Here is a 26,055-nt window from a genome sequence, read left to right on the forward strand (position 1 = left end):
GAACGAGGGGAGAGAACAAAACAATTATGCCATATGAACCGATTAGACTCGGACATTTGAATCAAATGCTGTCCAAACTCCGTGAAGCCATATATGAGCCCATTGCCAAGTTGAATGTGACGGCATGGGTTACCCCGGAGCCTGTTCCATTCGAGGAGAGAATGTCAGGTCAGCAAATCACTCTTTCACAGGGCGAGCGTTGGGGGAAGTTATGGGATTGTGCCTGGTTTTGTTTTACAGGGAGCATACAACCGTCCGGTAGTGACGCCAAGGCTGTTCTTCTGCTGGACGTGAACGGCGAACTCTGTCTGGTGGACCACGAAGGAACGCCTGTACAGGGATTGACAACGATTAATTCAGAGTTTGAATTCACACTGGGTCTCCCTGGAAAAAGAGTGGTTGAACTGGACCATTCGTCGATAACGGTGACGGACGGAGCATTCGAACTGTGGGCTGACGCCGGCAATAACGACTTATTTGGAAAATACCAGGGCGGTACGGTAAAAGAAGCGATTTTGGCACATTGTCGTGAAGATATACGAAGTTTGTATTACGACACCGAAGTGCTTCTGGAGACGGCAGAACACCTTCCTGTCAACATGGCGCGCAGAGAAAGGATTCTTCAATCCCTGTATGATGCTTCCATGATATTGACTGAATTAACACCTGACCGCATACATCGCGCCAAGCTATTATTGAACGAACCATTATCACGTCATGGCGGCGATCCTGTGCTGAACATAAGTGCGGTTGGGCATGCTCATATTGATTTGGCCTGGTTATGGCCGATCCGTGAGACGATCCGAAAGGGCGCAAGAACATTCTCCACGGTGCTTCGCATGATGGAGCGTTATCCCGATTATGTATTCGGAGCGAGTCAGCCTCAGCTATACGATTGGATGAAGCAGCACTATCCCAAGCTGTATGACCAGATCAAGGAACGGGTGCAGGAAGGCAGATGGGAACCGCAAGGGGCCATGTGGGTGGAATCGGATACCAATGTGCCAGGTGGCGAATCTCTTGTACGCCAGATTCTGTACGGCAAACGTTATTTCCAACAGGAATTTGGAATGGAAATGAAGTCGCTGTGGATGCCAGATGTATTTGGCTACTCCGCAAGCTTGCCGCAGTTGTTAAAGAAATCCGGTGTAGATTACATGATGACCCAGAAGCTCTCCTGGAGTGAGTACAACCGCCATCCTCACCATTCCTTTCTGTGGGAAGGGATCGATGGTTCCTCGGTGTTAACACATATGCCACCTGAGGATACGTACAACAGTCCGGCCGCCCCACGTTCCATTGCCAAAGCAGAGCGGGAGTATCTGGACAAAAATGTTTCCAGCCACGCATTGATGCTCTTCGGCATTGGAGACGGCGGCGGCGGACCGGGAGAAGAGCATTTGGAACGGTTGGAGCGGGAGAAGAACCTGCTCGGTCTGGCGCCTGTTGTGCAGGAACCCTCCTGGAGATTTTTTGAACGATTGAATGAAGAAAGAGAGCGATTCCAGACCTGGCGTGGGGAGTTATATCTTGAAAAGCACCAAGGAACCCTGACCAGTCAGGCACGGAGCAAGTGGTATAACCGCAAGATGGAGAAAGCTCTGCGCGAGCTGGAATTTGCTGCTGTACTTGCTGCCCGCATGGGCAAGTCTTATCCGGCCGAAGCATTGGAGACGATCTGGAAGGAAGTGCTTCTGTACCAGTTCCATGATATCCTCCCCGGATCTTCGATTAAGCGAGTATATGATGAGTCGTTAATACGGTATGAAGCATTGCTCCAGCAGACGGAAGGCATGATCACCGAAACCTACAGTTATATTACAGATTATATCTCTTCCCAAGAGGAAAGCTCCCATTCAACTGTGGTATTCAACTCACTACCATGGGAACGTCAGGAGTGGCTGCACCTCCATGGACGATGGCATAAGGTGCAGGTTCCATCCATGGGCTACACCGTGGTATCTGATCATGAAGATCAGGAGGTCATGGGGGAGATCGCAACGGGTATTGAAACGGATGTTACTGCGTTGGAAACAGATTTCCTTGACTCAGCCAAGGAGTACAGTATGGAGAATGACATTCTCATCGTGAAATTCGACCCCAATGGCAGCATTACCTCGATCCTGGATAAGCTGGAGTCCCGCGAAATCATCTTGCAAGGACAGCGGGGGAACAATCTTCGTGTATATCATGACGAAGGCGATGCCTGGGATTTCCGCCATGATTACTCAGCGCAAGTGGGGATGCCATTAATGCTGAATGAAATCCATGAATTTCGGGATGGTCCAAGAGTTGGGTTGGTTTTTGATTACAGCTACGGCGAGTCGTCTCTAACCCAAACCGTTATTTTAACTGAGGGCAGTCGGCGTATTGATTTTGAAACGGTCGTGGATTGGCAGGAATACGGTAAAATGTTACGCACTTCGTTCCCGGTGCAGATTCGTACCGATCAGGTTCACTGTGAAATCCAGTTTGGCAGCCTGAGCAGGCCGACTCACCGCAATACGATGTGGGACTTTGCCAAAGATGAGATTTGCGCTCACCATTGGGTGGATATATCAGAACCGGATTACGGAGTCGCCTTACTCAACGATTGCAAATACGGACATCGAGCCATTAACAATGTACTTGACCTTCATTTGCTGCGCAGCAGTTCCTATCCGGATCCGGTGGCGGATCGTGCAGAGCACCAATTCACCTATTCGTTATATCCGCATCGGGGGAACCATGTTCAGGCTGAAATTTATCGAAGAGGCAATGAGCTCAATATTCCGCTGCGCCTGAGTTCCTTGTCTGCACCTTCAATGGATGTAGAAGAGGAAAAGCTGCCTTACTCGAAAGCATTCCTGCAGCCGGATCATCCGCACATCATGGTGGAGTCCATCAAAAAAGCCGAGGACAGCAATGACATTATCGTCCGTCTGTATGAGACCTCGGGAACCCGGGTCAAAACGAAACTGTCCATCGGTTGGAATGCTGAAGAAGTCTGGGAAGTGGATCTCATGGAGAATAACATTTCATCGCTGGAGCTTCAGGATCAAGCCGACGTAGTTTTGTCCTTTACCCCATTCGAGATCATCTCGCTGCGATTGAAAGGTTAGGTTAGCAAGAATAACGGTTTCAATCTTCCGAAAGGGAAAGGAGCGTTGGGAATGTGAGTAAGAACAGTGTGTTAATGAAGCGAATCTGGAAGAATAAGCTCTTTTACTTGTTCATGTTACCCGGCATCATCTGGTTCTTCCTATTCTCTTATGTTCCCTTATATGGAATTCAGGTTGCCTTCAGGGACTATACCTTCGTTGGCGGTTTTACCGGAAGTCCCTGGGCAGGCTTCAAGTATTTTCAACAGTTCTTTAACTATTATCAATCCGGTGATATCATCCGCAACACGGTGATTATCAGTCTTATGAAGCTGTTAATCGGCTTTCCGATGCCAATCATTCTTGCCATTCTTTTAAATGAAATACGCATGATCAGGTTCAAGAAAACCGTTCAGACACTTTCCTATTTACCCTACTTTGTATCCTGGATTGTAGTTGTCACCCTGATGCAGAGATTGCTCACGCCATACGGCGGGCCAGTTAATGATTTGCTGGGGTCGTTCGGAACTGATCCAATCCAATTCCTGAACAATCCCACCTGGTTCTATCAGATGATTGTTGGATCGGATATTTGGAAGAACATCGGCTGGAACTCCATCATATTCATGGCTGCGATTGCCGGAATTGACCAGCAGCAATATGAAGCTGCCAAGATCGATGGTGCAGGGCGTTTCCAACAGATGTGGCATGTGACCCTGCCGGGTATCCGTAATGTCGCCATTATATTATTTATTCTCGCCGTGGGTAACTTGATGAGTGCGGGTTATGAGCAGCTGCTTCTCCTGAATGGACCTGCGACCGCTGGCATGGGCAGTGTACTCGACGTGCACGCCATTAACTCGGGTATCCGGGAAGGGCGTCTGAGTTACGCGGCAGCTGTGGGGCTGTTCCAGAGTGTAATTGGGCTGATTTTGGTGCTAACGGTCAACCGGATTGCCCGCAAAGTCAGTGATGTATCCCTGTTCTAAGGAGGTGATGTGATGACACGCAAATGGTCCTTATTTTCAGTTATAAACTATACCATTCTCGCTTTGGTCGGATTCTCCATGATCTACCCGTTTATTTACATCCTGGCGTACTCGCTGAATGACGGCAAGGATTCCATGCAGGGCGCGATCTATTTCCTTCCACGACAATTTACACTGGAGAACTATGCCCAGGTATTTGATAACGCACGCATCTGGAAGGCGTACCAGATCACCATTATGCGAACCGTGCTGGGTACGTTCCTTCATGTGATTCTGTGTACACTGATGGCTTACGCGCTCTCGAAAAAATCATTGCCGGGCCGTTCATTTTTCACCTTTTACATCTTTTTGCCTACGATTTTCAGTGCCGGATTCATCCCGTTCTTCATTACGCTTCAGAAGCTGCATCTGATCAATACCTTCTGGGTGTACGTCTTGCCGTTGTTATTCAACTTCATGCATATCATCATTATCCGGACGTTCCTGCAAGGAATTCCGGAAGAGCTGGAGGAATCAGCCCACATTGACGGGTATGGGGATTTTCAAATCTTCATTCGCATCATTCTGCCTCTCTCGGGACCCGTACTGGCAACCATCTCCCTCTTCATTGGGGTCGCCCACTGGAATGACTGGTTCTCGGGTGCCTACTATGTATCCAACAAGGATCTGATTCCGGTGCAAACCCTCTTGCAGGAGATGCTGACCGAAGCGGAGTCGCTGTCCAATTCGATGCAGCGCGCAGCACAACAGGGCGGACAAACGATTGGCGGTTCAGGCGGAGCGGGTGCGACACCCGAATCCCTGCGTATGGCTTTGCTCGTCATTACGGTCTTCCCGATCCTGTGTATCTACCCGTTCCTGCAACGATATTTCGTTAAAGGAGTGATGATCGGTTCGGTGAAAGGTTAGGTAATCCTGACCCGGAATTTGCTGAGTTTTTACCAGGCTTGACCCAGATCATTCATCATCATATTCAGGAGGCGATTGGTTTGAACCGAATTTGGTCGAAAGGCGTATCCGTATTACTCGTGTCCATCTTGGTTGGAGGATCGTTGAGCGGATGCACGGATTCATCAGGAACAGGGAATAGCGGGGAAGCAGCTGATGGTTCATACAAGCTCAAAATATTGCACAACTGGAACGGTTCGGGTGGTTCGGATAACGGAATAACGCCTGTGGAAGAAGTCATCAAGGAGAAGACTGGCGTCACGCTGGATTGGGAGTATACCAAAGGCAGTGAGACCGAGAAGGTAAACCAGATATTTGCCACGCAGGATCTGCCGGATATCTATACCGGACCTGCATGGGGAGGTGAGCTGGATGGCATTATCAAGGCGGCCAAAGAAGGGCAGCTCGTCGATATTTCCGACAAATTGGGGGACTATCCTAACCTCGCGAAATCCATTGCTGAAGAAAATGTACCCCCAGCACTCTACGAAAAAGCGATTAATGCCTATGACGGCAAAAAATATCTACTCCTGCAAAACCAGCCTGCCCAGAATGAAGATGGCATGGATTGGCTGTACGGCTTCTATGTTCGCAAGGATATCGCGGATAAGGTGGGTATAGACCCTCAATCGGTCGTGACAAAGGAGGCATTCTATACCTTCCTCAAAGCAATCAAGGATGCCAATCTGCAAGAGAACGGGCAGCCGGTCTTTCCACTGGGTGGCTTCAGCAACGGCTGGTCCGTCGGCATCGGCAATACCATGTTCAATTCGGGTGGCAGTTATGTTGACAAAGGTGACGGAACGTTAGAGCATAACTTTTTCACCAAAGGTTATGAAGAATACACCCTGTTCTATCGGAAACTGGTTGAAGAAGGGTTAATGGACCCGGAAGCATTCACCCAGACTGACCCGATTGCCAAGGAGAAAATCAATCAGGGCCGCATCGCCATTCTGGCCGCACACTATCCAGCCATTCTGGATGCCTCCAAAGAATATGTTACTTCACACCCTGGAAGCGATTACATCCCGATCGGCCCTTTGGAGCGTGCAGATGTTGAACCGAATCGCCCTGCGGATCTGGGCATTCAGGGCAACAACGTAACAGCGATCACCAAAAACTGCAAGGGCGCATGTGTAGATGCGGCGCTGAAGTTCCTCGATTACATGGCTTCCGATGAAGGATTTATGCTGGCAAGATACGGAGTGCAGGGCGTTCATTGGGATATGAAGGAGGGTAAACCTGTTGCCAATAAGGAGTGGTTCGATAAATTTACGGCAGATCAATCGGGTAAAGTTCGCAAGAACGAAGGCATTTCCATTGGTCTGGAATCCATCACGGGGCCTGATCGAATCAATTCGGTCGCAGGCGGAGATATCTGGGCCGATCAGAAACGGCTTGATGCCATGGAACAAGCCAGAAAAATTCTGCGTCCTAATGGCATTCATGTCATTACAGCCTATAACCCGGGCGATGTGATTACCAAAGCACCGGAGTGGGAGATGCTGAAGCCTTCCATGGACCGGATGAGTGATGCCTGGAAGGAAGCTATCTTTGCGAAATCGGATGAAGCCGCGTTGGGCATTATCAACGAGCTTCGCGAGCAGCTTCGAAAGACCGGATATGATCAAGCCATGCAGTTTACGAACGAAAACTTGAAAGGGAAAGACGTAGTTACCGTTCAGATGCCGAACTGATCACCTCCATATTCTTACTTTTAATTTGAAGGAGTTGCATTCATATGACGACTGAGTTCAGACCGCCTTCCGTACCTCTGGTTACTGTGGACCCTTATTTTAGCGTATGGTCGGCCGCGGACCATCTGTATGAAGATCATACCCGGCATTGGACCAACAAAACGAATGGCATGGTCGGCTTGGCGGTGATCGATGGAAAGCTTCGACGATTTATGGGGAAAGTGGGATTGGAAGAGCGTACAGCTGTCCAGGAACCTGAAGTGCTGGTGCAGACCAACCTGACTGTTCAGCCCGTAACGACTCGATATACGTTTCAAGGGGAAGGAATTGAACTTCATGTTCAGTTCAATACACCTTTATTGCTGGATGATCTGGACCTGTTATCCAGGCCGGTGACGTATTTGACTTTTCAGGCCAAATCCATCGATGGGGCATCCCATCAAGTCAAAATATATTTTGATGTGACAGGTGAATGGTGCGTAAATACAACCGATCAGCACGTAACCTGGGAGCGCCATGTGATTGAGGGGCAATGGAACGTCATGTCTATGGGCACTGTGGATCAGCCCGTATTACAGCTTGCCGGTGATGATACACGAATTGATTGGGGATATATGGTTCTGGGTGTTCCCCAATCTTCCGATATCCAGACGGCGATTCATTCAGTAACAGGCCGTGAGCAGTATGCACGCACTGGACAATTGCCGATTGAAGACGATCATCCTCAGCCGCGAGCTGTATCGGACAACATGCCGGTTATGGCAGCCGAGATCGATCTGGGGGCTGTCCGGGACGAACCGATATCCGAATTTCTCATGCTTGCGTATGACGATATTCATGCGATTGAATATTTTCAACAACCGCTGACTGCATATTGGAAGCGAAATGGATTAACATTTCATGAAATGTTGTTACGGGCAGCTCAACAATACGAAGAGATTCAGCAGCGGTGTGACAGCTTTAATCTTGAACTTATTGCAGAGAGTCAGGCCGCAGGCGGTGAGAAATACCGGGATATTGTGGCGCTAACCTACAGACAGGCGATTGCAGCGCATAAGCTGGCTGCCGATGAGGAGGGGAATGTTCTATTTTTCTCCAAAGAGAATTTCAGCAACGGGTGTATCGCTACGGTGGATGTCAGTTACCCTTCGATCCCATTATTCCTGAGATACAACCCTGAACTGATCAAGGGCATGATGCGTCCAATTTACAAGTATGCGATGAGCCCGGAGTGGACGTTTGATTTTGCACCTCATGATGTAGGAACCTACCCTAAGGCCAACGGTCAGGTGTATGGCGAGAATAAGTTGGAATACCAGATGCCGATTGAAGAATGCGGCAATATGCTGCTGATGGCTGCTGCGGTCAGCAAATATGAGGGAGATATCGAATTTGCTCGGCAGCATTGGGAACCTCTTACGCGATGGGCAGATTATTTGCTGCACAATGGACTCGATCCTGTAAACCAGCTGTGCACGGATGACTTCGCCGGGCATCTGGCGCACAATACCAATTTGTCGATTAAGGCCATATTGGGCATTGCTGCCTATTCCTATATGTGTGACAGGCTCGGACTGAAGGAAGGGGCGACATACCTTGAGGAAGCTCAAAAAATGGCACAAGAGTGGGTGACCATGGCAGATGCCGGGGACCACTATAAGCTGACGTTTGACAGTCCGACCGAGTCATGGAGCATGAAGTACAATCTGGTGTGGGACCATCTGCTCGACCTGCACCTGTTCCCGAAAGAGATCGCCGCCAAAGAACTTGAATATTACATGCACAAACAAAACCGCTATGGTCTGCCCTTGGATAGTCGTGAAACGTATACCAAATCCGATTGGCTGGTCTGGTGTGCCTCTATGAGTGCAACGAAAGCGCAGTTTGAATCGTTGATTTCACCGCTGTGGGATTTCATGAACGAAACCTCATCTCGTGTTCCCGTAACGGATTGGTATGATACGATCACCGCAAAGCAAATGAATTTTCAGAATCGTTCTGTGGTTGGCGGGTTCTTTATCCAATTACTCATGCAACAGTCTGCAGAATAATGGTTGTGAAGGCAGGTGGTGAATATGAAGGCAGGCGCAGAGGAAGTCTGTGATCATGTACAGCAGCTCAAGCAGCAATTTGCGAATCCGGATGCAACGTATCGTCCGCAGCCTTTCTGGTTTCTGAATCATGCGCTGGAGAAGAACGAACTGGAGAGTCAGATTCAATCCATGTATGAAGCGGGTGTCGGCGGTGTGGTTCTGCATGCCCGGCACGGAATGCTAATCCCATATCTCTCGCCAGAATTTATGGATGTGCTGGAGTTTTGCACAGCAGAATGCAAGAAACGGAATATGGTCGTCTGGCTGTACGATGAGGAGAATTGGCCGAGCGGAACCTTGGGCGGCAGACTGACACGGGAACAACCGGAATATCGCATGCGTTATTTGAGAATAGAGGAAAAGCGATATGTGCGAGATGCGCCGCAGGAAAGCTTGAAGCTGGATTTTGTCTCCCATGATCACAATGAGCTGATTGCCATCCTGGCCTATCGCGCGGTTAACCACGATGGAGAGTGGTTGCTTCATGATGAACCGGAAAATATCACGCATTGTTGGGGAGAGGAGTGGAGCCCGGGTCCCGCCCATGATTCTTATATTGTTCTCGCTTGCTGGTCATGTGAGATTGCCGAGGGAATTACCTTCGCTAAAGGGTATTACCTGGATACATTGAATCCGGAAGCGGTTCAGTCTTTCCTTCGGATGTCTTATGAACCGTTTCTGGCATTAAAGCCCTATTACGGATCAACCATTCAAGGGGTGTTTACTGACGAGCCGGGTCTTATGATTCACGATGGCTTCGTCGGGGTGGAGGCTATCCGAACCGCCGTTCATGATGTGGATGCTACATTGCCCGGCCTCGTCTTCGCTTGGACCGAGGGAATGGCTGAACGATATCAGCGAGATAATGGTTATGATATAATCCCGCGGTTGGGGGCATTGTTGTATCCCATGGCAGACGGCAGCCGATCCGCAAGACAGCAATATTATGATACGATCACCCGCTGGTACGTGGATGGATATCATGCAGCGATTCGTACATGGTGTGAACAATCCGGTCTGCTCTATATCGGTCATACGCTGGAGGAGCCTGTCTGGGGGCAGGCTCGATCTCAAGGCAATCAGACCCGGGTATTGCAGCAGTTCCACTATGCAGGAGTGGATTATCTCACTCCCGGCATCGGGTCAAAGGCGAATCCGCATCGCATTGTGTCCGTCAAGACGGCGGCTTCTGTCGCGCAGCTGAACAGGAAGGAACGGGTGATCTGTGAAGCCTTTGGTGCAAGTGGTCATGGTTATTCCATGCGCCAGCGGCGACTTGATGCCAATTTCATGGCTTTCTTGGGAGTGAATCTGTTTATTCCGCATGCATTCTATTATTCGTTTGCCGGGTATCGGAAGACCGACTTTCCACCGACTGAATTCAAACATGCACCCCATTGGCCGCATTATCGTGCTTTTACCGATTATATAGGGCGATTGAGTCTGCTTGGAGCAAAAGGAAAACGAACGCCGGAGGTTCTGCTGTTATCGCCTATCCATACGGTATACGAAACCATGTTCACATCAGGCGAAGTGGATATGCATCCTTCATCAGATGTGCTGTTCTCGCTTTTGTCAGATCGCTTGCTGCGATCATCTATCGACTACGACTATGTGGATGAATGCCAGATTCGCGAAGCGCTCCTTGTTGAAGGAAAGGGTTTGCAATTTGATGGCCATGGCTATTCGATCCTCGTTATGCCGGAAATAGAGGTGATGTCAAGGGATGTTGCAGCCAGGCTTGTATCCTTTGTTAACCAGGGCGGCACGTTAATTGCGATAGGTACAATTCCGCAGCATAGTGAATCTTTGCGGCATGATCCGGTGTTGTTGAAGAATATTCAGCAGCTGTTTGGTTCCGATCCGCCGCACGGAAAATTACGGGCTGTTGGCAAGGGCCACAGCCTCTTTTATTCCATGGATGACGCTATTCATCAAGGCGGTCAGAGCCAGCGTCTGGATCAACTCGAAGCGTTTTGTATTCAATTAGGGGAGTTGATCAGAGAACCACCGGTAATACGATGGGATTGGATTGAAGGTCAGTCTGACGATTTAGTTAGCGTCGAACGCAGAATTGGAAATCTGGTGTATGTATGGCTGATGAATTGGTCGGAGCACTCCGTGACCATTAAGATCATTGGCGATGAAAAGAAAGGTGGCTTGCAAGAGTGGGAGTTGGAGAGTGGAAGAGTATGCAGCATTGACGCTGAATCGTTCCTTTCATTCGTACCCGGAGAGCTGCGTGTGCTGTCGGTAAGCCCCCAAGAGAGCTTCTCTTTTCCGCAAGAACGTACGGATCATACGGAGTATACAGGGCAAGCGTGCCTGGGAGATCAATCTTTTTCCACGAATGTGGTAGAGGCCATTCTGGATGAGCAGTGGGGGTTCAGGACCGCAGGCCCCAACGTTCTTCTGCTAGATCAATGGCATGTCACGTTGAATGACCGACATTCCAGGATGAACGCGACCATGCCTGGGCAAGTAAATACGTATCGCACAACGTTTGGCATGACGCCTAAATTGATTGAACGGCTTCAATCCCGGTGTGGTTCGGATCGTTCCGGTAAGGCGGGAGAAGAAGCATGGGGCAGGATGGAATTGCTTCTGGATGATGTAGATCAGAGCATTCCATCCCATATCGGATTTTTGCAGTGTAGGCGTAATCTGGAAATATTCGTCAATGGGGTACGTCAGGAAGCGTTAAGACGCTCTTCGTGGCAGGCTGGTGATGTTGACAGTGTAGATATCACTCCACATTTGTTGGCTGGCGAGAATGAGCTGGAAATTCTGACGGTTTCGTTATTGGAGCCGATGCCTGCTATTTCATTCCCAGCCTTTCTGATTGGTCCGTTCGCGATAGAAAACGATACGACGTTAAATACCGATGTGGAACAATGGGGTGGATGTTGGAATACTGCTGGCTATCCTTATTATTCAGGTACGGGTGTCTACTCGCAGCAGGTGGATCTGTCTAACGTAAACTTGGCTGCAAATGAGGAGCTATGGCTGGTAGCAGAAGATATAAGGGAGACAGCAAACCTATATGTGAATGATATTGAAGCAGGTATTCGTTTATGGCCGCCTTACCAATGGAACATAACGCCATATATTCAAGAAGGATTGAATGAAATGAACTTACATGCCGCAAATACACTGGAGAATTTGTATGGTAAGTCAGCATTGACATCAGGCATTAATGGACAGGTGAGGTTGATCCGACGAACGCGAAGAACATCACAGACGCAACATCACAACAAATCATAAAAAACATTAAAAGGAGATATGAACTTTATGATTCGTAAATTAACCGTTTTGTGTGCTGCCCTGGTCTGTACAACCGTTTTATCGGCTAGTGCATTTGCTGCCACAGATGAGTTGAAGCATACCAACTCTTTGAAGTGGCCTCAAAATCAAGCGCTTCCAACTTTCAATAAAGTAGAACGTTTGGATGTGGCGAATGTATATGAGGAATCCGGCGATATCAAATTGCTTTTGACGACGCTTGAAGGGGTAATCAATCGAGAAAAGCCGCGAATCTACATTCAACAGAATAAAGTAGACCCTTGGCTGCAGGACTTGAACGTCCCTTATAAGCAGCATGACAACGTAATGGATGTTCTCAAGAAATATGCAAAAGAGATCAAAGGCATTATCGTATATGATCCGCAGCTGCCGGACTCCATTAATGTGGCAACGACACTTGCCGGACTCAAAAATGCTGTTGTTGCCAGTCCTGAACTGGCTCAACAATTGACTGCTGCACCGTATCACCTGTCGGTAATCGAAGACTTGCAGGACAAGTTCAAGAATCGTATGGATGCATACAACTGGCAGTATGAGCATCTCTGGAGCCAGACGACTCAACGAATGTTGGTCGGATTGAGTCCAGACACCTCCATCCCGATTCCGTCCGGAAATTTTGATTCATTCCAAACGGTTGGCGTCGAGAAGGAACAGATTCGTGATGCAAGCAACAGGAAGACCTATGACTATGACTTGTCATCCTATTTGGGAAAAGAAGCGGTCTACCTCCGCTTTAATGATGCCTTTCCTCAGGATGGCTGGGGACCTGCCGTTCATCAAGTGACGGTGAAAGCAGATGGACAGATTATTGCGGATTTCAAAACGGGTTCTTCTGAGGAAGAAACGTTTCTCTATGACCAACATAACTCCAAATTTTTGCCTGGAAGCGATCACCGCTTCGCAGATAACGGAAACTACTTTGTATACGAATTTAAGCCTGCAACCGACACAAAGCAACTAACCGTATCGATCGAGATGTGGAACCAATACAAGGTATCTGCGAGCAATGTTCAACCCCTCTCGTCTGAAGAAAAGGAACCTTATGGCTATCTCCGCGATTATGCTGTAGCGAACAAAGCCATGGTGTTCTGGTTGTCTACCAGTGTGCCAGAGGAAAAGGCGCTATTTGAGAAGATTCTGTCTGATGTAAAACCAGGGACACCTTATCTGGGTTGGTTCGACAATGATTTTGAAGGCGAAGTTGCTGGCATAGAACTCACATCTCGTCATGGTGTCTATGTTGTTCCTTCCGACTGGTTCCATAATATGACCGTATTTTCAGGAACAAACGTAAAACAACAGCCTGCTCCCAAACCGGTAAAATCCAAGTTGGAGAACAAAATCTATGTAACCTATACCTTTGGCGAAGGTGACAACCTGCAATACGACCAGAATCATATGCGCAACCTGTGGGCTGATCCCGCTCGGGGTAAAGTGCCTATCAACTGGACTTCCAGTCCGTTACTCTACGATGCAGCGCCTGCCATTCTAAACTATTACCGTTCAACGGCGACGCCAAATGATCAGCTTGTTGCAGGCCCATCCGGAGTAGGTTACTTCAATCCGCATGTTTGGCCGACAGGCACATTCCCGGAGTATCTAAAACAAACCTTCTCTTATCTGAAGAAAACGAACATGTCGTACCCTTTTGTGCTCAATCGTGAACTTGGAAAAGACGTTCCGCTAAGTGATTCGATTGCAGCTGCGTATGAGAAAAACTATAAACTTCCAGGCCTGTTCCTCGCAGGCGAGGACAAAGCCAATGTTCAAATCATGAATGGCAGCTTACCGGTTTCCATTCTGCGAGGCATCTCAACGGTGCAGGATGGTAAAGATATTTTGAATCGTACCAAGACCGAATGGGATGGCAAATCTCCAACATTCATTTCGGTTGGGATTAATGCATGGAGCATGACCCCATCGGATGTGCTGGCGATTACGGAATCTCTCGGAGCCGAGTTCCAGGTGGTTAAGGCGGACGAATATTTCTCGCTGATCCGAAAAGCGTACGGCTTGTCCAAGTAAGATGTCAAAGTGACTTACGGAAGGACCTTTGGGCCGTCTTCAAAGCAATCGGAAGCTCGAATCTCGCAAAGCGATTTAAAGATATTCAAATATCATTCAGCCAATAAAAGACCTGCCGGATCCTTGCGGATCAGGCGGGTCTTTAGCTTGTTAATTCAATAAGCCTGAAATGCGTAATATGAGAGGTTAAACAGTGCGGCTAAGTTTTAAAGAAGGAAAGCTTGCTGATCTCGTGTTGCTTGATAAAAATCCGCTGGAGAATATAAAAAACACAACAAGTATCTCTGCAGTTATCGTAAATGGGGAATGGATGGACAGCAGAGGTTGGATCAGGAAGTCAAAACATATCCAGTAATAAAAGATGCCCGGATAGAGCTGCTATTTTATAGCTCTAGGCACATTCCGTGTGAGTAGTCATATACTGACTGCATAATATTTATAAAGGAATGGTGCAAAATGTGTCACTTTTATACGTCTAAACAGGGGTACTATCCCGATTCTTTCTCATCAATACATCAACATAATACTTACACGTCTGGTTACACCCCTCTTTATCAGCCGACTTATTTAGTAAGAAACGATCTCTCGCTGAACAAAGGATCTCAAACGGATATGGAGAGTACGGGACATCAAGTGATGCTTCTACAGGATTATGGGAAGAGGCCCTTAGTGATCGATATTGAAAAGGCTTCGCAACTGAATAACACGTTCCGTACAGCGTTATGGACTGGGGAACACTTTCAGGTGACTCTTATGCGTATAAATGTCGGTGAAGATATCGGATTAGAGGTTCATCCGAATACCGATCAGTTTATTCGAATTGAAGAAGGTCAAGGGTTGGTTCAAATGGGAGATAGCAAAGACAATCTGGATTTTGTTGCAAATGCCACTGAAGATTATGCAATCATAGTGCCTGCTGGCAAGTGGCATAATTTAACGAATACAGGTGATAAACCTTTGAAAGTTTATGTCATTTATGCACCACCGCAGCACCCATTCGGCACGGTCCACCTAACAAAGGCAGATGCCATGGCCGCAGAATAACAGACTATTAATCATTTTATGTTTTAAAAGGTACCGCTCCATGAAAATTGAGCGGTTTTTCTTTGTACAAACAGATATCCATCTGGCAGCCTATGCATGAAACAAGCCTTATGTATGAAATTATTCAGTCTGCTCAGAACGCTGCAAATGACCACGCTATAAACAAAGTAACATCAATTGAGCTAATTATAGGAGATAAGCTAAGCGTTCTCCCCAAAGCACGTTCCTTCGCTTTTGAGTGTCTCTAACAAGGAACAATACTGAATGAAACTACATTAATCATTCTTAATTACATATAAAATTGGTCAGTAAATTTTCTGTTTTTTTTGGACAACTGTCTTATGCAAGCCATAATAGACACCAAAAACCAGGGAGCTACGCAATCGGCTTAGCTCCCTGGTTTTTTCGGATGACGATTCTATGAAAGCCCGTTCAGGTTCAATTTTGCAGTTGGGAGAGGAGACACTCTCGCTTTTTCTACATACGTAACGCCGGTATACTTTTTCAGTTCGAGCTTTAAACTAGGAGAGTCGCTGTTTGGATTTCTGACCAGCCAGTGGTATATCCATACTTCTTTTGGAGGCTTGTTTCCATCTTTGATCGGGCATAGCAATCTGCCGTTCTTCACTTCCCGTCCCGCCGGGAATGTGCTTGATCTGGGTACCCGGAATTTAACAGCAACGCAAGATCCCGCTTTTATAGCAGGTGAAGAAGGGGAACTGCTGCAACGCCCTTTCTGATCACTAGTCTTAAAGGGCGTTTTACGGATCTCAATCGGTGTCACGGTAATAAGTTGGCGAAAAAGGTGACCGGATTTCCTATTGATATTGTAATGCAGTATAGTAACCGGGCCATTATACGTTTGCGAATTCAAACTTTTAGGAGAAACGAGAACGCCGTCATGTACTGTAGCCGGTGCACCCATCGTAGTGAAATAAAGGATGCCGACGCAATCTCCAGCTTTGATTATACTCAAATATATCACTCCTTGACCGTTGATCCTGTATTCTATGAGTTCGATCAAGAAAAGTCTTGTACGATTGCTAGCGAAATGGGCTAATGCCGTTTCATTACTGTCATTCGCCCCATAAAATTAGGTGTATCTACAGGGAAGGGTGACTAAATGAAATCCAAAAACCAGACGGCTCAAGTCAAAAGAACCTCGACAAGTCAGAGAACACTGTTCCAGACGTCCAAAGCTCGATTATTGGCAAAGGTAAAAAAGCTGAAAGGCAATGAATACACTTTTATCGGCATGGGAGACGGCTGGGCTGGGAACGGCCAATCCAGCAATGCAATATTTACTTCGGCCTTATCCACCATCTCCAAATTGAAGAGAAAGCCTCTATTTATTCTGCATAACGGAGATGCTGTATTCACGGGAACTGACCAAGAATTCAAGACAGGCGGGACCTATTCCGGTGTACCGGTAAAAAGCTTGCTGCAGATGATTCAGGATCCGAACAGAGGCGTACCTGATATCCCCTTTTTTATCGTTCCCGGAAACCATGAACATACGGGTATCAACGGACCACTTACCAATTTTAGAAAATATATCGGACCAACGCATTTCGGAATCCATCTCCCCAAAATTAAAACTACGATCATCGGCCTGGATAATTCACAACAGCTAAGCTCCAATGGGAGTGGTCAGTTAGTCTACGGTTTTGCACCAGGAGAACTGGCTTTTCTGAGAGAGCAGCTAAAAAAGGCACAGAAGAATACCGTTATGACCATGCACGTTCCACCTAGGATCGGGAAATGGGCCAATCCCCGTTATTTTCAAGATCCCACATCGACGTTCGGAAACACCCGAGGACAACTGACCCGGTTCCTATCCAGCGTTCGCGGCAAGGTTTCTCAGGTTCTTGTTGGCCATGTGCATGCATTAGATCAACTTTCCTATCAAGGCACAAGGTATCAACTGTCTGGGGGAGCCGGGGCGCCACTTGTCAAAAAGGGTTTTCTCAAGGGCGCACCAACCCCGATCTTCCATTTTATCGAGTTTACCGTTAGAAATGGTGTTATTGCTAAAAGTCGCGTCATTCCAGTAGGCGAGACTGCATAAGTCGCATAAGTCGATTTTGTTTCTTTCATCTACTTAGGAATCTACCTACACTTCTGAGAGTCATAGTGAATAGATTATTAACGTGTCCTATAGATTTCAGAAATGAGGGATTTCGATGAAGGGAACTAAACCAGGTAGAGTCGAAAATCAGGTATACTCTAGCCGGGTCTTGCGGTCAGAGTTTGACCGCAACTGGCGGACAGTGATTTCTAAGAGTGGCTATGTCATCTATATAGCTACTGCCAATCAAGCTAAAGTTGAAGTGCTGCTCAGCGGAAATATTACCAAACGTCTGGTGTTTAATAAGGGCGGGCGTGTTATCGTCGGAGGCGGCGGAACCAGTCATTACAGTAAGCCACACCGTGCGATTACGTTGTAATTGATTTGAACAGAGAGAAGGCGCCGATGCTATGTCGGCGCCTTCTAGACTCCCTTTGGATCTAGTTTTAGGCCTGCTCGAGCTTGCGTAGGGTTTCCATCGCTTGGTTTGCCATGCGGACAACGTGAAACTTATCAACGATGATCGTAGCCTGGGACAGTACGGCCTTCTTAGTGTTGTTAGATGCGTAATCCGTTCCTTATCGCGAATCCTGTAGAGGTAATTTACAAAGAAAATCACAAATTATCGGTCGTTTTATGAGTATTACATCACAACGCTTTAAAAATTTACGGAACTCATGGGGAAAAACTTGAATGGATTACTTCACAGCAGTGGTTGGAGGCCATTCTTGGTTACATCAGTTTAAGTTCTTCGATACGTGTGCATTTCATGAAAATAAACTTATTGATACCTGTCCAAATTGTAAGCAGACAATACCTTTTTTTATTGTCTAACAAACAGCTGGGAAGTGCTTTTTAATGTAAGTGTGGACATATACTTGCTACTCTTCGTTTTTCAAATTGGAACGATTGGAAGGAGCCCCTCAAATAAATCAGTCTATCCTTAGATGGCTTGAATTTAACATGAATTCAGTAAACGAGCAGCAAAGCTCCTTTATTAATTGAAGAGTATTTAGAGCACATTACAACACAGAAGAATCACTGCACCAGATTTGCAGGGAGAGCTGTAGATGGACATGAACATACATAGTCCGATTACCGATTAGTTGATCATCTAAATGAAAAAAGTTTTATAAGTAGCGAAAAACAGGGCCGTTTTCACATTCTTATGGAAAACAAAGACTCGATAAGAGAAACACGGTCAGCTAGGGATTTCAGGGAGCGTAATCTATAATTCTTTAATTATTTTGTATTTTCATTTTAAACGTACGTCTTCCAAATCTTAGATTGCCCAGTAGGGAATGAAGTTACAGTGCGCGAAACCCCATACTGGATCTTCATTTACGTTTAACTTTGGAAAAAAGCTTCTAGATACAAAATCGAATTTTTCGCTTTTCGCTGTAATGCAGACACCAAGACCGTCTGGTAACTCTTAAGAAAAAACCAACTGAGTGTGCAAACATTTTGAGGAGAAATGCACCCTTTAGGGTGGACATTGAAAAAATGACGGGGCTGCTTTTTTAATAGGAGGTCCCGTTGTGTCAATCAAACTTGGAGAAAATCTCTGCTGAACAAAGAATATTTTTACTTTGACACTATGTGTAGAACAGCAGTGATTCTTTCTATTGAGGACATAACCATTAATCATAAGAGATCACTTAGAATATTTTACAGACCAAATCGTTAGTCATCAAATGAGAAGTGTAGGGGGATTAATAAGAACGCATTATTCTGGATATTAGAAAAGATAGTAGCCCAATTTTGTGCAAACTTTTTTATTGATTGGTTGAGAACTGCAGGAGAAAGAAGTGTATAAGTTTCCAATTTACAATGAACGATTCTATTTAATTCTTGGGTACGATTGACAATAGTAGATTGCATATGTAGCATTTGAAGAGTAACAATTAAACGATCATAACTAAACGGAGGGATTTTCCATGGCTAAAGTAAATGTAGGCGAAGAGAATGCACAACCAATTGAACTGTATTACGAAGATCATGGCGAGGGGAAACCCATCATCCTTATTCATGGCTGGCCTTTGAGTGGAAGATCCTGGGAGAAACAAGTACCTATCCTGATTGAAGCGGGCTACCGTGTTATCACGTATGATCGTCGTGGTTTTGGTCAGTCTTCCCAACCTTGGGATGGTTATGACTACGATACTTTTGCATCTGATTTACATAAATTGATTTTGCACCTCGATCTGCGCGATGCTACACTGGTTGGGTTCTCCATGGGAGGCGGCGAAGTAGCTCGCTATATCGGAACATATGGAACGGAACGGGTTTCCAAAGCCGTATTTGCAGGCGCTGTTCCTCCTTACCTGTATAAGTCCGAGGACAATCCACAGGGAGGATTGGACGATGCAACCATTGCTGAATTCCAAAATGGGGTTAAGGGTGATCGTCTAGCCTTCTTGGATGGATTTACAAATAACTTTTTCGCTGCAGGAGATCGTACAGACCTTGTGAGCGAACCGTTCCGTCTATATAACCGGGATATTGCTGCTCTGGCATCCCCTAAGGGTACCCTGGATTGCATTGCTGCCTTTGCTCTTACCGATTTCCGTCAGGACCTGGAGAAATTCAATATTCCGACCCTGGTTATTCATGGCGATTCCGATGCCATTGTGCCGCTTGAAGTCAGTGGACAACGTACACATGAATCTATCCCTGGCAGCCGGCTTGTTGTTGTAGAAGGTGGACCACATGGCTTTAATGCGACACATTCTGAAGCATTTAATGCAGCGTTGATCGAATTTCTGAAGAGCTAAGCTTTGATTAAAACTCGTTAGATAAACATACGAAATAAAAAAAGAGCAGGACACCCTTTTGGAGTAGGGGGGTCCTGCTCTTTCAACGATTACAGAAATTCGACTGTATCATGTTGTTCCCGGACAATCCTGGTTGTATCAACCAAACCATGTTGCGCAAGGAAGCGACCGCTTCTTCACTCCCCTTGTATACGCCAACTAACCTGTATATTCTAAGAAGAGGGCTTCGTTCGAAGATAGAAGAAGACCACCTTAACCCTAAGTTTGATAATTAATCTAAGGCCAGGACATATTCATATATAAAAATCGAAGAGGTGAACAAATATTTCTTACCATTGCATAATCTTTTTGCTATTATATACTGCTTGTACTTCAACAGCTGAGCCTAATACCGTTACTGAGTATGTAAATACTAATGGTAAAGTAATGCAAAAAGAATGCTCCCAGGGATGCTGGCTAGATGTAAGAACGATGAATGAAGATTTAATACGTATCTATGTGGAAGATAAGTCTAAATGGGAGACAATTTAATTAGATAAATTTTATACATTCAGTTTTAGTAGGACTAAAGACGGTAAACTTGAATTGGATGAAATTGAATGATTTATATTTGAAGGAAGATTGAGGGGCAAATTAAAGAAAACATAGAATCTCTGATGTGATCTGTTTTTTGGAGATACAAATGTAACCCTTTAAAAGTAGAAGTCGCAATATGTGGTACTATTTGTTTGGGCAATGAGGGGGAAATTGTAGTCATTAAGGGGTAGGTATGGCGACCACAATAGGTATTATTAGACATGGGGTTACTGAATGGAATAATCTTAGCAAGGCTCAAGGAGTATTTGATATACCGCTAAACGAAGAAGGGATAGAGCAAACAGCTGCACTGGCAAAAAGACTTTCAAGCGAAGATTGAGATGTTATATTCTCCAGTAATCTAACGAGAGCTAGGCAAACTGCCGAAATCATTCAGCAATGTTTAGGAGTACCCGTATTCACTGATGGGCTAATTGAGGGCACCACCGAGGAAGAGCGTATCACTCGTTGGGGAGCAAATTGGCGTGAGCAAAATCTTGGTGTTATGTCGAGGGACAAGAAGCTGTTCCTATTACCGATTAGTCGTGTATCTAATCGGAATGGTATCCAAACTACCGAGCAGCAAAAGATATAAGCAAAGATTTAGTAGCGATTGTTTCCGGGAATGAGGGAGGCAATCGCTATGTGTATTTGCGGATATTTTCATTTTTTGTCCTCCACATGTGTACAAATAATGAAAAAGATGCTACATTGAAATCAGTATAACTCCTTTTATAACAAGGTTTTTTAGGGGAATAACATGTCTCCTGTACAAGGACATTCGTATAACGAGGAGGGAATAGAATGTCAAGTCATGCATTGGATCAATTTTTAGATTCGAACATCGAAGATCTAAAGACCAAGGGTCTGTATAACGTTATCGATACGCTACAGGGTGCAAATGGTCCTGTTATTCGTATCGACGGAAAGTCCCTGATCAACTTGTCTTCCAATAACTATTTGGGACTGGCAACAGATTACCGCCTGATTGATGCTTCAGTTAAGGCAGCGCAGACGTACGGGGCAGGCGCAGGGGCTGTGAGAACAATTAATGGAACGATGGATATTCATATGGAGCTTGAAGAGAAACTGGCTCGTTTCAAAAAAACGGAAGCCGTTATCGTGTATCAATCGGGATTTAACTGTAACATGGCTGCTATATCTGCGGTTATGGATCAGCATGATGCGATTTTATCAGATGAGCTAAACCACGCTTCAATTATTGATGGTTGCCGTTTGTCGAAAGCCAAGGTAATTCGCTTTAAGCATTCAGATATGAATGATTTAAGACAGTTGGCGAAAGAGGCCAAGGAATCCGGTCAGTACCGGAAAATTATGGTCATTACCGACGGAGTTTTCTCCATGGATGGTGATATCGCAAAGCTGCCCGAAATCGTGAAAATAGCAGAAGAATTCGATCTGATTACTTATGTGGATGATGCCCACGGTTCAGGCGTTCTCGGAGCAGGGGCAGGAACCGTGAAGCATTTTGGATTGTCCGACCGCATTGACTTTCAAATTGGTACTCTTTCCAAGGCGATCGGTGTTGTCGGCGGTTATGTGGCGGGAAAAAAACAACTGATCGAATGGTTGAAGCTGAGAAGCCGTCCGTTTTTGTTCTCCACATCGCTACCTCCTGGTGTAATCGCTTCTTGTAGTGCTTCTGTCGACATTTTGATGAACGACAAAGAACTGATCGAGAAGCTGTGGGAGAACGGCAATTATTTGAAAGCTGGCTTGAGCCGGCTTGGATATGATGTAGGCCAAAGCGAAACGCCGATCACACCTTGTATCATTGGCGATGAAGTAACCACCCAACAGTTCAGCAAACGACTCTATGAAGAAGGCGTTTATGCCAAGGCTATCCTTTTTCCTACGGTTCCGAAAGGAACCGGAAGAATACGCAACATGCCGACGGCTGCTCATTCCAAAGAGATGCTGGGTCAGGTGATCTCCGTTTATGCGAAAGTTGGCTCAGAAATGAAACTGATTTAGTTGCACCTACGGGAGTCTATTTCGGGAGGAATGTCTTATGAACAAGATATTGGTAACCGGAGCACTGGGCCAAATCGGTTCTGAGTTAGTTATTAGATTACGAGAGATTTATGGTGCGGATCACGTGGTTGCTACGGATCTCAGGTCATCAGCTCACGAAATTACCCGATCCGGGCCATTCGAGCTGCTGGATGTGACGAATGATAAGGCGATGTTTGAAATCGCCAAGCGGTACGAAGTAGATACCGTCATCCATTTGGCTGCACTGCTGTCGGCTACCGCAGAGGAGAAACCGCTACTTGCATGGAATCTGAATATGGGCGGATTGATGAATGCTCTTGAAATATCCAGGGAGCTCGGTTGCCAATTTTTTACGCCAAGTTCGATTGGATCTTTTGGTTCTTCGACTCCGAAAGACAATACCCCGCAGGATACGATTCAGAGGCCTAATACGATGTACGGCGTGAGCAAGGTGTCCGGCGAACTGCTCTGCGATTATTATTTTCACAAATACGGCTTGGATACTAGGGGGCTGCGATTCCCTGGTTTGATATCTTATATGACGCCTCCCGGCGGAGGAACGACGGACTACGCAGTGGAAATATATCACGCAGCCGTGACGACTGGTCGATATACATCTTATATCGCCAAAGACTCAAACATGGACATGATGTATATGCCGGATGCCCTGGAGGCTATCATCGATTTAATGGAAGCGGATTCATCCCGGTTGAAGCATAGAAACTCATTTAATGTCACCGCAATGAGCGTGGATCCGGAGGCAATCGCTGCAGCAATTCGAGAGGAGTTTCCCGGCTTTATCCTCGATTATGACGTTGATCCGAAGAGACAGGCGATTGCCGATAGCTGGCCGCATTCCATTGATGCAACGGCAGCGAAAACAGAATGGGGATTTCATGCCCGCTACGACTTGAAAGCCATGACGAAGGATATGATTACACAGCTAAGCCGAAGACAAATGCTTCGCAAAGCTTAAGTTATTATGAATTCGTTTTGCATATCGAGTAGAAATACAAAAGAAGCTAAATCAAGAGGTTTGGCGGTTGAAGCAGCAACGATTAAGTTGAATCAAAAGGTGCTTCTAAACATGACTGATCATGATAAATTAGCACTAAAAAATGCATTAAATACAGTAATAATGACTGATTTTTTATATATTTATCAATCGTTCCCATTATTTCATGTCGAGGGACAAGAACATATCTCTATTAAAGCTGCTATTTTAGCGGCTTTTTATGAGTTAACACAAGGGATATCGTATAAAACGATGACACCTGGTATTGCTTTTTGGATTCACATAATGAACTCTACAAGCAGACTGGTGTATAGAATGACATAAAGTCGCCAACCAAGAAACCCCTTGATTATTAAGGGGTTTAATTTTTAGTAGGGAACTTCTTGTCAATATTTAGTGACATAAATTCCCCTACTACGTTGGAATTTGACAAACAGTTCCCCTCTTCCCTGGGGAAGAGGATATCAGATTTATTTTTATAGATAGCACAACCTTAGGCCTCGATGCTCAGGTGAAGGATAAGAACTTGATCCAATTTCGAGTTAGAAAAATATCTAAATGTAGAAGTGAGTCTAATGAATGTTTTCTTATGCAAAAAACAAGACGACTAAGATTGATATGATACCGGGGCTAAGAGACTATTTTTGAACACTCCAGTTTGAATACTCGAGCAGTGGTGTTTGAAATCTGCAGCATTATTCAATGCTTATCCGTTGCTCAGCCAGAAACATGTCTCGCGGATAATATAACTAAAGGTACCTTTACACAAAGGTGCTTTTTTTTGTTTATGATAACCTTCAGCCACTAAATCATGATTTTGAAATAACAACTAGTTCAGACTTAATTATTCGACCTAAAGACATAGTTATATGTTCCCATAAACTTTATGATTTTATAATTCAATTGGTTATATAAAGCCTATTTCATATATATATTAATACGGCATGTTAAGCGCTTACAGTATGGAGTCTAAGAGCTTGTTGCGAAGGGGACTTTTCACATGCATAACAAAAAAGAGAGGATGACGAACAAATGAAAAAACAAAGTGCTTTAATCTTCATCGTTACACTCCTTATTATGTCACTTGTTTTTACTGCATGTGGTAATCCTTCTGGTTCAAAAACGGAAACACGTCAATTGGGCGCTAATGCTGGTGAGAATGCAACAGAATTATCATTTTGGACATTCGTAGATTTGCACGGCAAGCATTTGGATAAAATGCTGGGGTTATGGAACCAACAGAACCCGGACAAACAGATTAAGTTAAATGTAACGGTTATGCCTTACGATGATATGCATAACAAGCTCTTACTGGCAGTAACAAGCGGAAAAGGTGCTCCTGATATCGCGGATATTGAGCTAGGTAAATTCCCGAAATTCTTGGAAGGTGACAACGTTCCCCTGGAATCTTTAAATGATGTGTTTGCACCATACAAAGACACTGTTGTTCCTTCACGTGTCGATATTTACTCCAAAGCCGATCAGGTTTATGGCTTTGATTATCACGTAGGTGCTACGCTTGCTTTCTACAACACTGAAATTCTTGAACAAGCAGGTGTGGACTACAAGACAATCAAAACGTGGGAAGATTACAAACAAGCAGGTATCCAGGTTTACGAAAAGACTGGCAAGTACTTAGGTACTGCTGATACATCAGCTTCGTTCCAAGCATCGTTGCTACTAGCTCAGCAAAATGCTGATTTTACAGATGAAAATGGTAATCCAAAAGTGAACTCGCCTGAAATGATTAAAGCGCTTGAAATGTTAGTCGATCTGCAGAAGAACAATGTTATTCATACGATCCCTGGTGGACAACCCGACACAGAAGAAGCAAAAGGCGAATATAACAAAGGCAACTATGCAAGTGCATTAATGCCTGAGTGGTACATGTCTCGCTTTGTAAACGAAATGAAAGACCTTAAAGGTAAGTATGCAATAGCTCCATTGCCTGTATTCGAAGAAGGTAATCCTCGTTCCGTTGGCTTAGGCGGTACTGGCACAGTTGTTACCAAGAATGGTACAGACGTTCAGTTGGCGAAAGAATTTGTAGCCTTTGCTAAGCTTTCGAAAGAAGCTACGACTGAAATCTGGAATACACTTGGATTTGACCCAATCAACATGGAAGTATGGAAAGATGATGCAGTTACGAAAAACCCTGAAAATGAATACGTCCAATACTTTAAAACAAATGCATTTGATACTTTGAATGAAATCAAGGACGAAATTAGAGCGATAAAGTCCGTTAAAGCTTCACCAACCATCGGCAATATATTCAATACGGTTACTTTGAATTCGATCTTTGAAGATGGCCAAGACGTGAAGGAAGCGTTGGATGAAGCACAAGCAGCCATTGAACAAGAATTGAAATAAATATAATAAGTAAATGATTTGATTAAACCTGTTGGCAGGTATAGCGGTCAGCAGGTT

General features: G+C 45.5%; 17 protein-coding genes and 3 pseudogenes. 17 read left to right on the plus strand and 3 right to left on the minus strand.

Annotation, left to right across the window (positions count from 1 at the left end):
• The first annotated feature begins 26 nt into the window (after positions 1 to 26).
• From ACE3K2_RS12045 to ACE3K2_RS12085, 9 genes are all read left to right on the plus strand, one after another.
• A complete protein-coding gene (locus ACE3K2_RS12045; RefSeq protein ID WP_421890081.1) occupies positions 27 to 3,101 on the plus strand; it encodes an alpha-mannosidase in 3,075 nt (1,024 codons plus the stop codon).
• Positions 3,102 to 3,154: 53 nt separating this feature from the next.
• Complete coding sequence (locus ACE3K2_RS12050) at positions 3,155 to 4,069, plus strand: ABC transporter permease (protein ID WP_421890083.1); 915 nt, start codon at positions 3,155 to 3,157, stop codon at positions 4,067 to 4,069.
• Positions 4,070 to 4,081: 12 nt separating this feature from the next.
• The gene (locus ACE3K2_RS12055; protein ID WP_192263016.1) at positions 4,082 to 4,978 is read left to right on the plus strand and encodes a carbohydrate ABC transporter permease; all 897 of its coding nucleotides are present in this window, start codon (positions 4,082 to 4,084) and stop codon (positions 4,976 to 4,978) included.
• A gap of 80 nt (positions 4,979 to 5,058) precedes the next feature.
• Positions 5,059 to 6,714 carry an extracellular solute-binding protein gene (locus tag ACE3K2_RS12060; RefSeq protein WP_421890086.1) on the plus strand — a complete coding sequence of 552 codons (1,656 nt, stop codon included), beginning with the start codon at positions 5,059 to 5,061 and terminating at the stop codon, positions 6,712 to 6,714.
• 44 nt (positions 6,715 to 6,758) lie between these two features.
• Positions 6,759 to 8,765, plus strand: coding sequence for a glutaminase domain-containing protein (locus ACE3K2_RS12065; RefSeq protein ID WP_421890088.1), 2,007 nt, complete (start codon positions 6,759 to 6,761; stop codon positions 8,763 to 8,765).
• Positions 8,766 to 8,789: 24 nt separating this feature from the next.
• Positions 8,790 to 12,071, plus strand: coding sequence for a glycosyl hydrolase (locus ACE3K2_RS12070; protein ID WP_421890090.1), 3,282 nt, complete (start codon positions 8,790 to 8,792; stop codon positions 12,069 to 12,071).
• Between the two features lie 27 nt (positions 12,072 to 12,098).
• Positions 12,099 to 14,135: a GxGYxYP domain-containing protein gene (locus tag ACE3K2_RS12075; protein WP_421890092.1), complete on the plus strand. Its 2,037-nt coding sequence runs from the start codon at positions 12,099 to 12,101 to the stop codon at positions 14,133 to 14,135.
• A 456-nt stretch (positions 14,136 to 14,591) separates the two neighbouring features.
• Positions 14,592 to 15,179, plus strand: a complete 588-nt coding sequence (locus ACE3K2_RS12080; RefSeq protein WP_421890094.1) for a cupin domain-containing protein — start codon at positions 14,592 to 14,594, stop codon at positions 15,177 to 15,179.
• A 92-nt stretch (positions 15,180 to 15,271) separates the two neighbouring features.
• Positions 15,272 to 15,427, plus strand: a complete 156-nt coding sequence (locus tag ACE3K2_RS12085; protein WP_421891195.1) for a hydrogenase/urease maturation nickel metallochaperone HypA — start codon at positions 15,272 to 15,274, stop codon at positions 15,425 to 15,427.
• Positions 15,428 to 15,597: 170 nt separating this feature from the next.
• Here ACE3K2_RS12085 and ACE3K2_RS12090 read toward each other — a convergent pair whose 3' ends face one another.
• The gene (locus ACE3K2_RS12090) at positions 15,598 to 16,155 is read right to left on the minus strand and encodes a hypothetical protein (RefSeq protein WP_421890096.1); all 558 of its coding nucleotides are present in this window, start codon (positions 16,153 to 16,155) and stop codon (positions 15,598 to 15,600) included.
• A 147-nt stretch (positions 16,156 to 16,302) separates the two neighbouring features.
• Between ACE3K2_RS12090 and ACE3K2_RS12095 the strand changes: the two genes are divergently transcribed.
• Positions 16,303 to 17,247 (plus strand): metallophosphoesterase family protein, encoded by a 945-nt coding sequence (locus ACE3K2_RS12095; protein ID WP_421890098.1) that lies wholly within the window; start codon positions 16,303 to 16,305, stop codon positions 17,245 to 17,247.
• Between the two features lie 115 nt (positions 17,248 to 17,362).
• Positions 17,363 to 17,626 (plus strand): hypothetical protein, encoded by a 264-nt coding sequence (locus ACE3K2_RS12100; protein ID WP_342551480.1) that lies wholly within the window; start codon positions 17,363 to 17,365, stop codon positions 17,624 to 17,626.
• 82 nt (positions 17,627 to 17,708) lie between these two features.
• Here ACE3K2_RS12100 and ACE3K2_RS12105 read toward each other — a convergent pair.
• Together ACE3K2_RS12105 and ACE3K2_RS12110 are read right to left on the minus strand one after the other, a co-directional pair.
• A pseudogene (locus ACE3K2_RS12105) lies at positions 17,709 to 17,795 on the minus strand (transposase); the annotation flags it as partial.
• A gap of 734 nt (positions 17,796 to 18,529) precedes the next feature.
• Positions 18,530 to 18,679: pseudogene (locus tag ACE3K2_RS12110) on the minus strand (PhzF family phenazine biosynthesis protein); the annotation flags it as partial.
• A 505-nt stretch (positions 18,680 to 19,184) separates the two neighbouring features.
• Between ACE3K2_RS12110 and ACE3K2_RS12115 the strand changes: the two are divergent.
• From ACE3K2_RS12115 to ACE3K2_RS12140, 6 genes and pseudogenes are all read left to right on the plus strand, one after another.
• Positions 19,185 to 20,021, plus strand: a complete 837-nt coding sequence (locus ACE3K2_RS12115) for an alpha/beta fold hydrolase (RefSeq protein WP_421890100.1) — start codon at positions 19,185 to 19,187, stop codon at positions 20,019 to 20,021.
• A 769-nt stretch (positions 20,022 to 20,790) separates the two neighbouring features.
• Positions 20,791 to 21,192: pseudogene (locus tag ACE3K2_RS12120) on the plus strand (histidine phosphatase family protein).
• Between the two features lie 209 nt (positions 21,193 to 21,401).
• Complete coding sequence (locus ACE3K2_RS12125) at positions 21,402 to 22,592, plus strand: glycine C-acetyltransferase (protein ID WP_421890102.1); 1,191 nt, start codon at positions 21,402 to 21,404, stop codon at positions 22,590 to 22,592.
• 37 nt (positions 22,593 to 22,629) lie between these two features.
• Positions 22,630 to 23,589 (plus strand): L-threonine 3-dehydrogenase, encoded by a 960-nt coding sequence (locus tag ACE3K2_RS12130; RefSeq protein WP_421890104.1) that lies wholly within the window; start codon positions 22,630 to 22,632, stop codon positions 23,587 to 23,589.
• A gap of 111 nt (positions 23,590 to 23,700) precedes the next feature.
• Positions 23,701 to 23,952: a hypothetical protein gene (locus tag ACE3K2_RS12135; protein ID WP_421890106.1), complete on the plus strand. Its 252-nt coding sequence runs from the start codon at positions 23,701 to 23,703 to the stop codon at positions 23,950 to 23,952.
• Between the two features lie 708 nt (positions 23,953 to 24,660).
• The gene (locus ACE3K2_RS12140; protein WP_421890108.1) at positions 24,661 to 25,998 is read left to right on the plus strand and encodes an ABC transporter substrate-binding protein; all 1,338 of its coding nucleotides are present in this window, start codon (positions 24,661 to 24,663) and stop codon (positions 25,996 to 25,998) included.
• Positions 25,999 to 26,055: the final 57 nt, after the last annotated feature.

It is taken from the genome of Paenibacillus sp. (assembly GCF_048976745.1).
GTDB lineage: Bacteria > Bacillota > Bacilli > Paenibacillales > Paenibacillaceae > Paenibacillus.

Coding starts and splice junctions, on each gene's coding strand:
- ACE3K2_RS12045 (WP_421890081.1), top strand. CDS start 27: ATGCCATATGAACCGATTAGACTCGGACATTTGAATCAAATGCTGTCC.
- ACE3K2_RS12055 (WP_192263016.1), top strand. CDS start 4,082: ATGACACGCAAATGGTCCTTATTTTCAGTTATAAACTATACCATTCTC.
- ACE3K2_RS12065 (WP_421890088.1), top strand. CDS start 6,759: ATGACGACTGAGTTCAGACCGCCTTCCGTACCTCTGGTTACTGTGGAC.
- ACE3K2_RS12070 (WP_421890090.1), top strand. CDS start 8,790: ATGAAGGCAGGCGCAGAGGAAGTCTGTGATCATGTACAGCAGCTCAAG.
- ACE3K2_RS12075 (WP_421890092.1), top strand. CDS start 12,099: ATGATTCGTAAATTAACCGTTTTGTGTGCTGCCCTGGTCTGTACAACC.
- ACE3K2_RS12080 (WP_421890094.1), top strand. CDS start 14,592: ATGTGTCACTTTTATACGTCTAAACAGGGGTACTATCCCGATTCTTTC.
- ACE3K2_RS12085 (WP_421891195.1), top strand. CDS start 15,272: ATGCATGAAACAAGCCTTATGTATGAAATTATTCAGTCTGCTCAGAAC.
- ACE3K2_RS12095 (WP_421890098.1), top strand. CDS start 16,303: ATGAAATCCAAAAACCAGACGGCTCAAGTCAAAAGAACCTCGACAAGT.
- ACE3K2_RS12100 (WP_342551480.1), top strand. CDS start 17,363: ATGAAGGGAACTAAACCAGGTAGAGTCGAAAATCAGGTATACTCTAGC.
- ACE3K2_RS12115 (WP_421890100.1), top strand. CDS start 19,185: ATGGCTAAAGTAAATGTAGGCGAAGAGAATGCACAACCAATTGAACTG.
- ACE3K2_RS12125 (WP_421890102.1), top strand. CDS start 21,402: ATGTCAAGTCATGCATTGGATCAATTTTTAGATTCGAACATCGAAGAT.
- ACE3K2_RS12130 (WP_421890104.1), top strand. CDS start 22,630: ATGAACAAGATATTGGTAACCGGAGCACTGGGCCAAATCGGTTCTGAG.
- ACE3K2_RS12135 (WP_421890106.1), top strand. CDS start 23,701: ATGACTGATCATGATAAATTAGCACTAAAAAATGCATTAAATACAGTA.
- ACE3K2_RS12140 (WP_421890108.1), top strand. CDS start 24,661: ATGAAAAAACAAAGTGCTTTAATCTTCATCGTTACACTCCTTATTATG.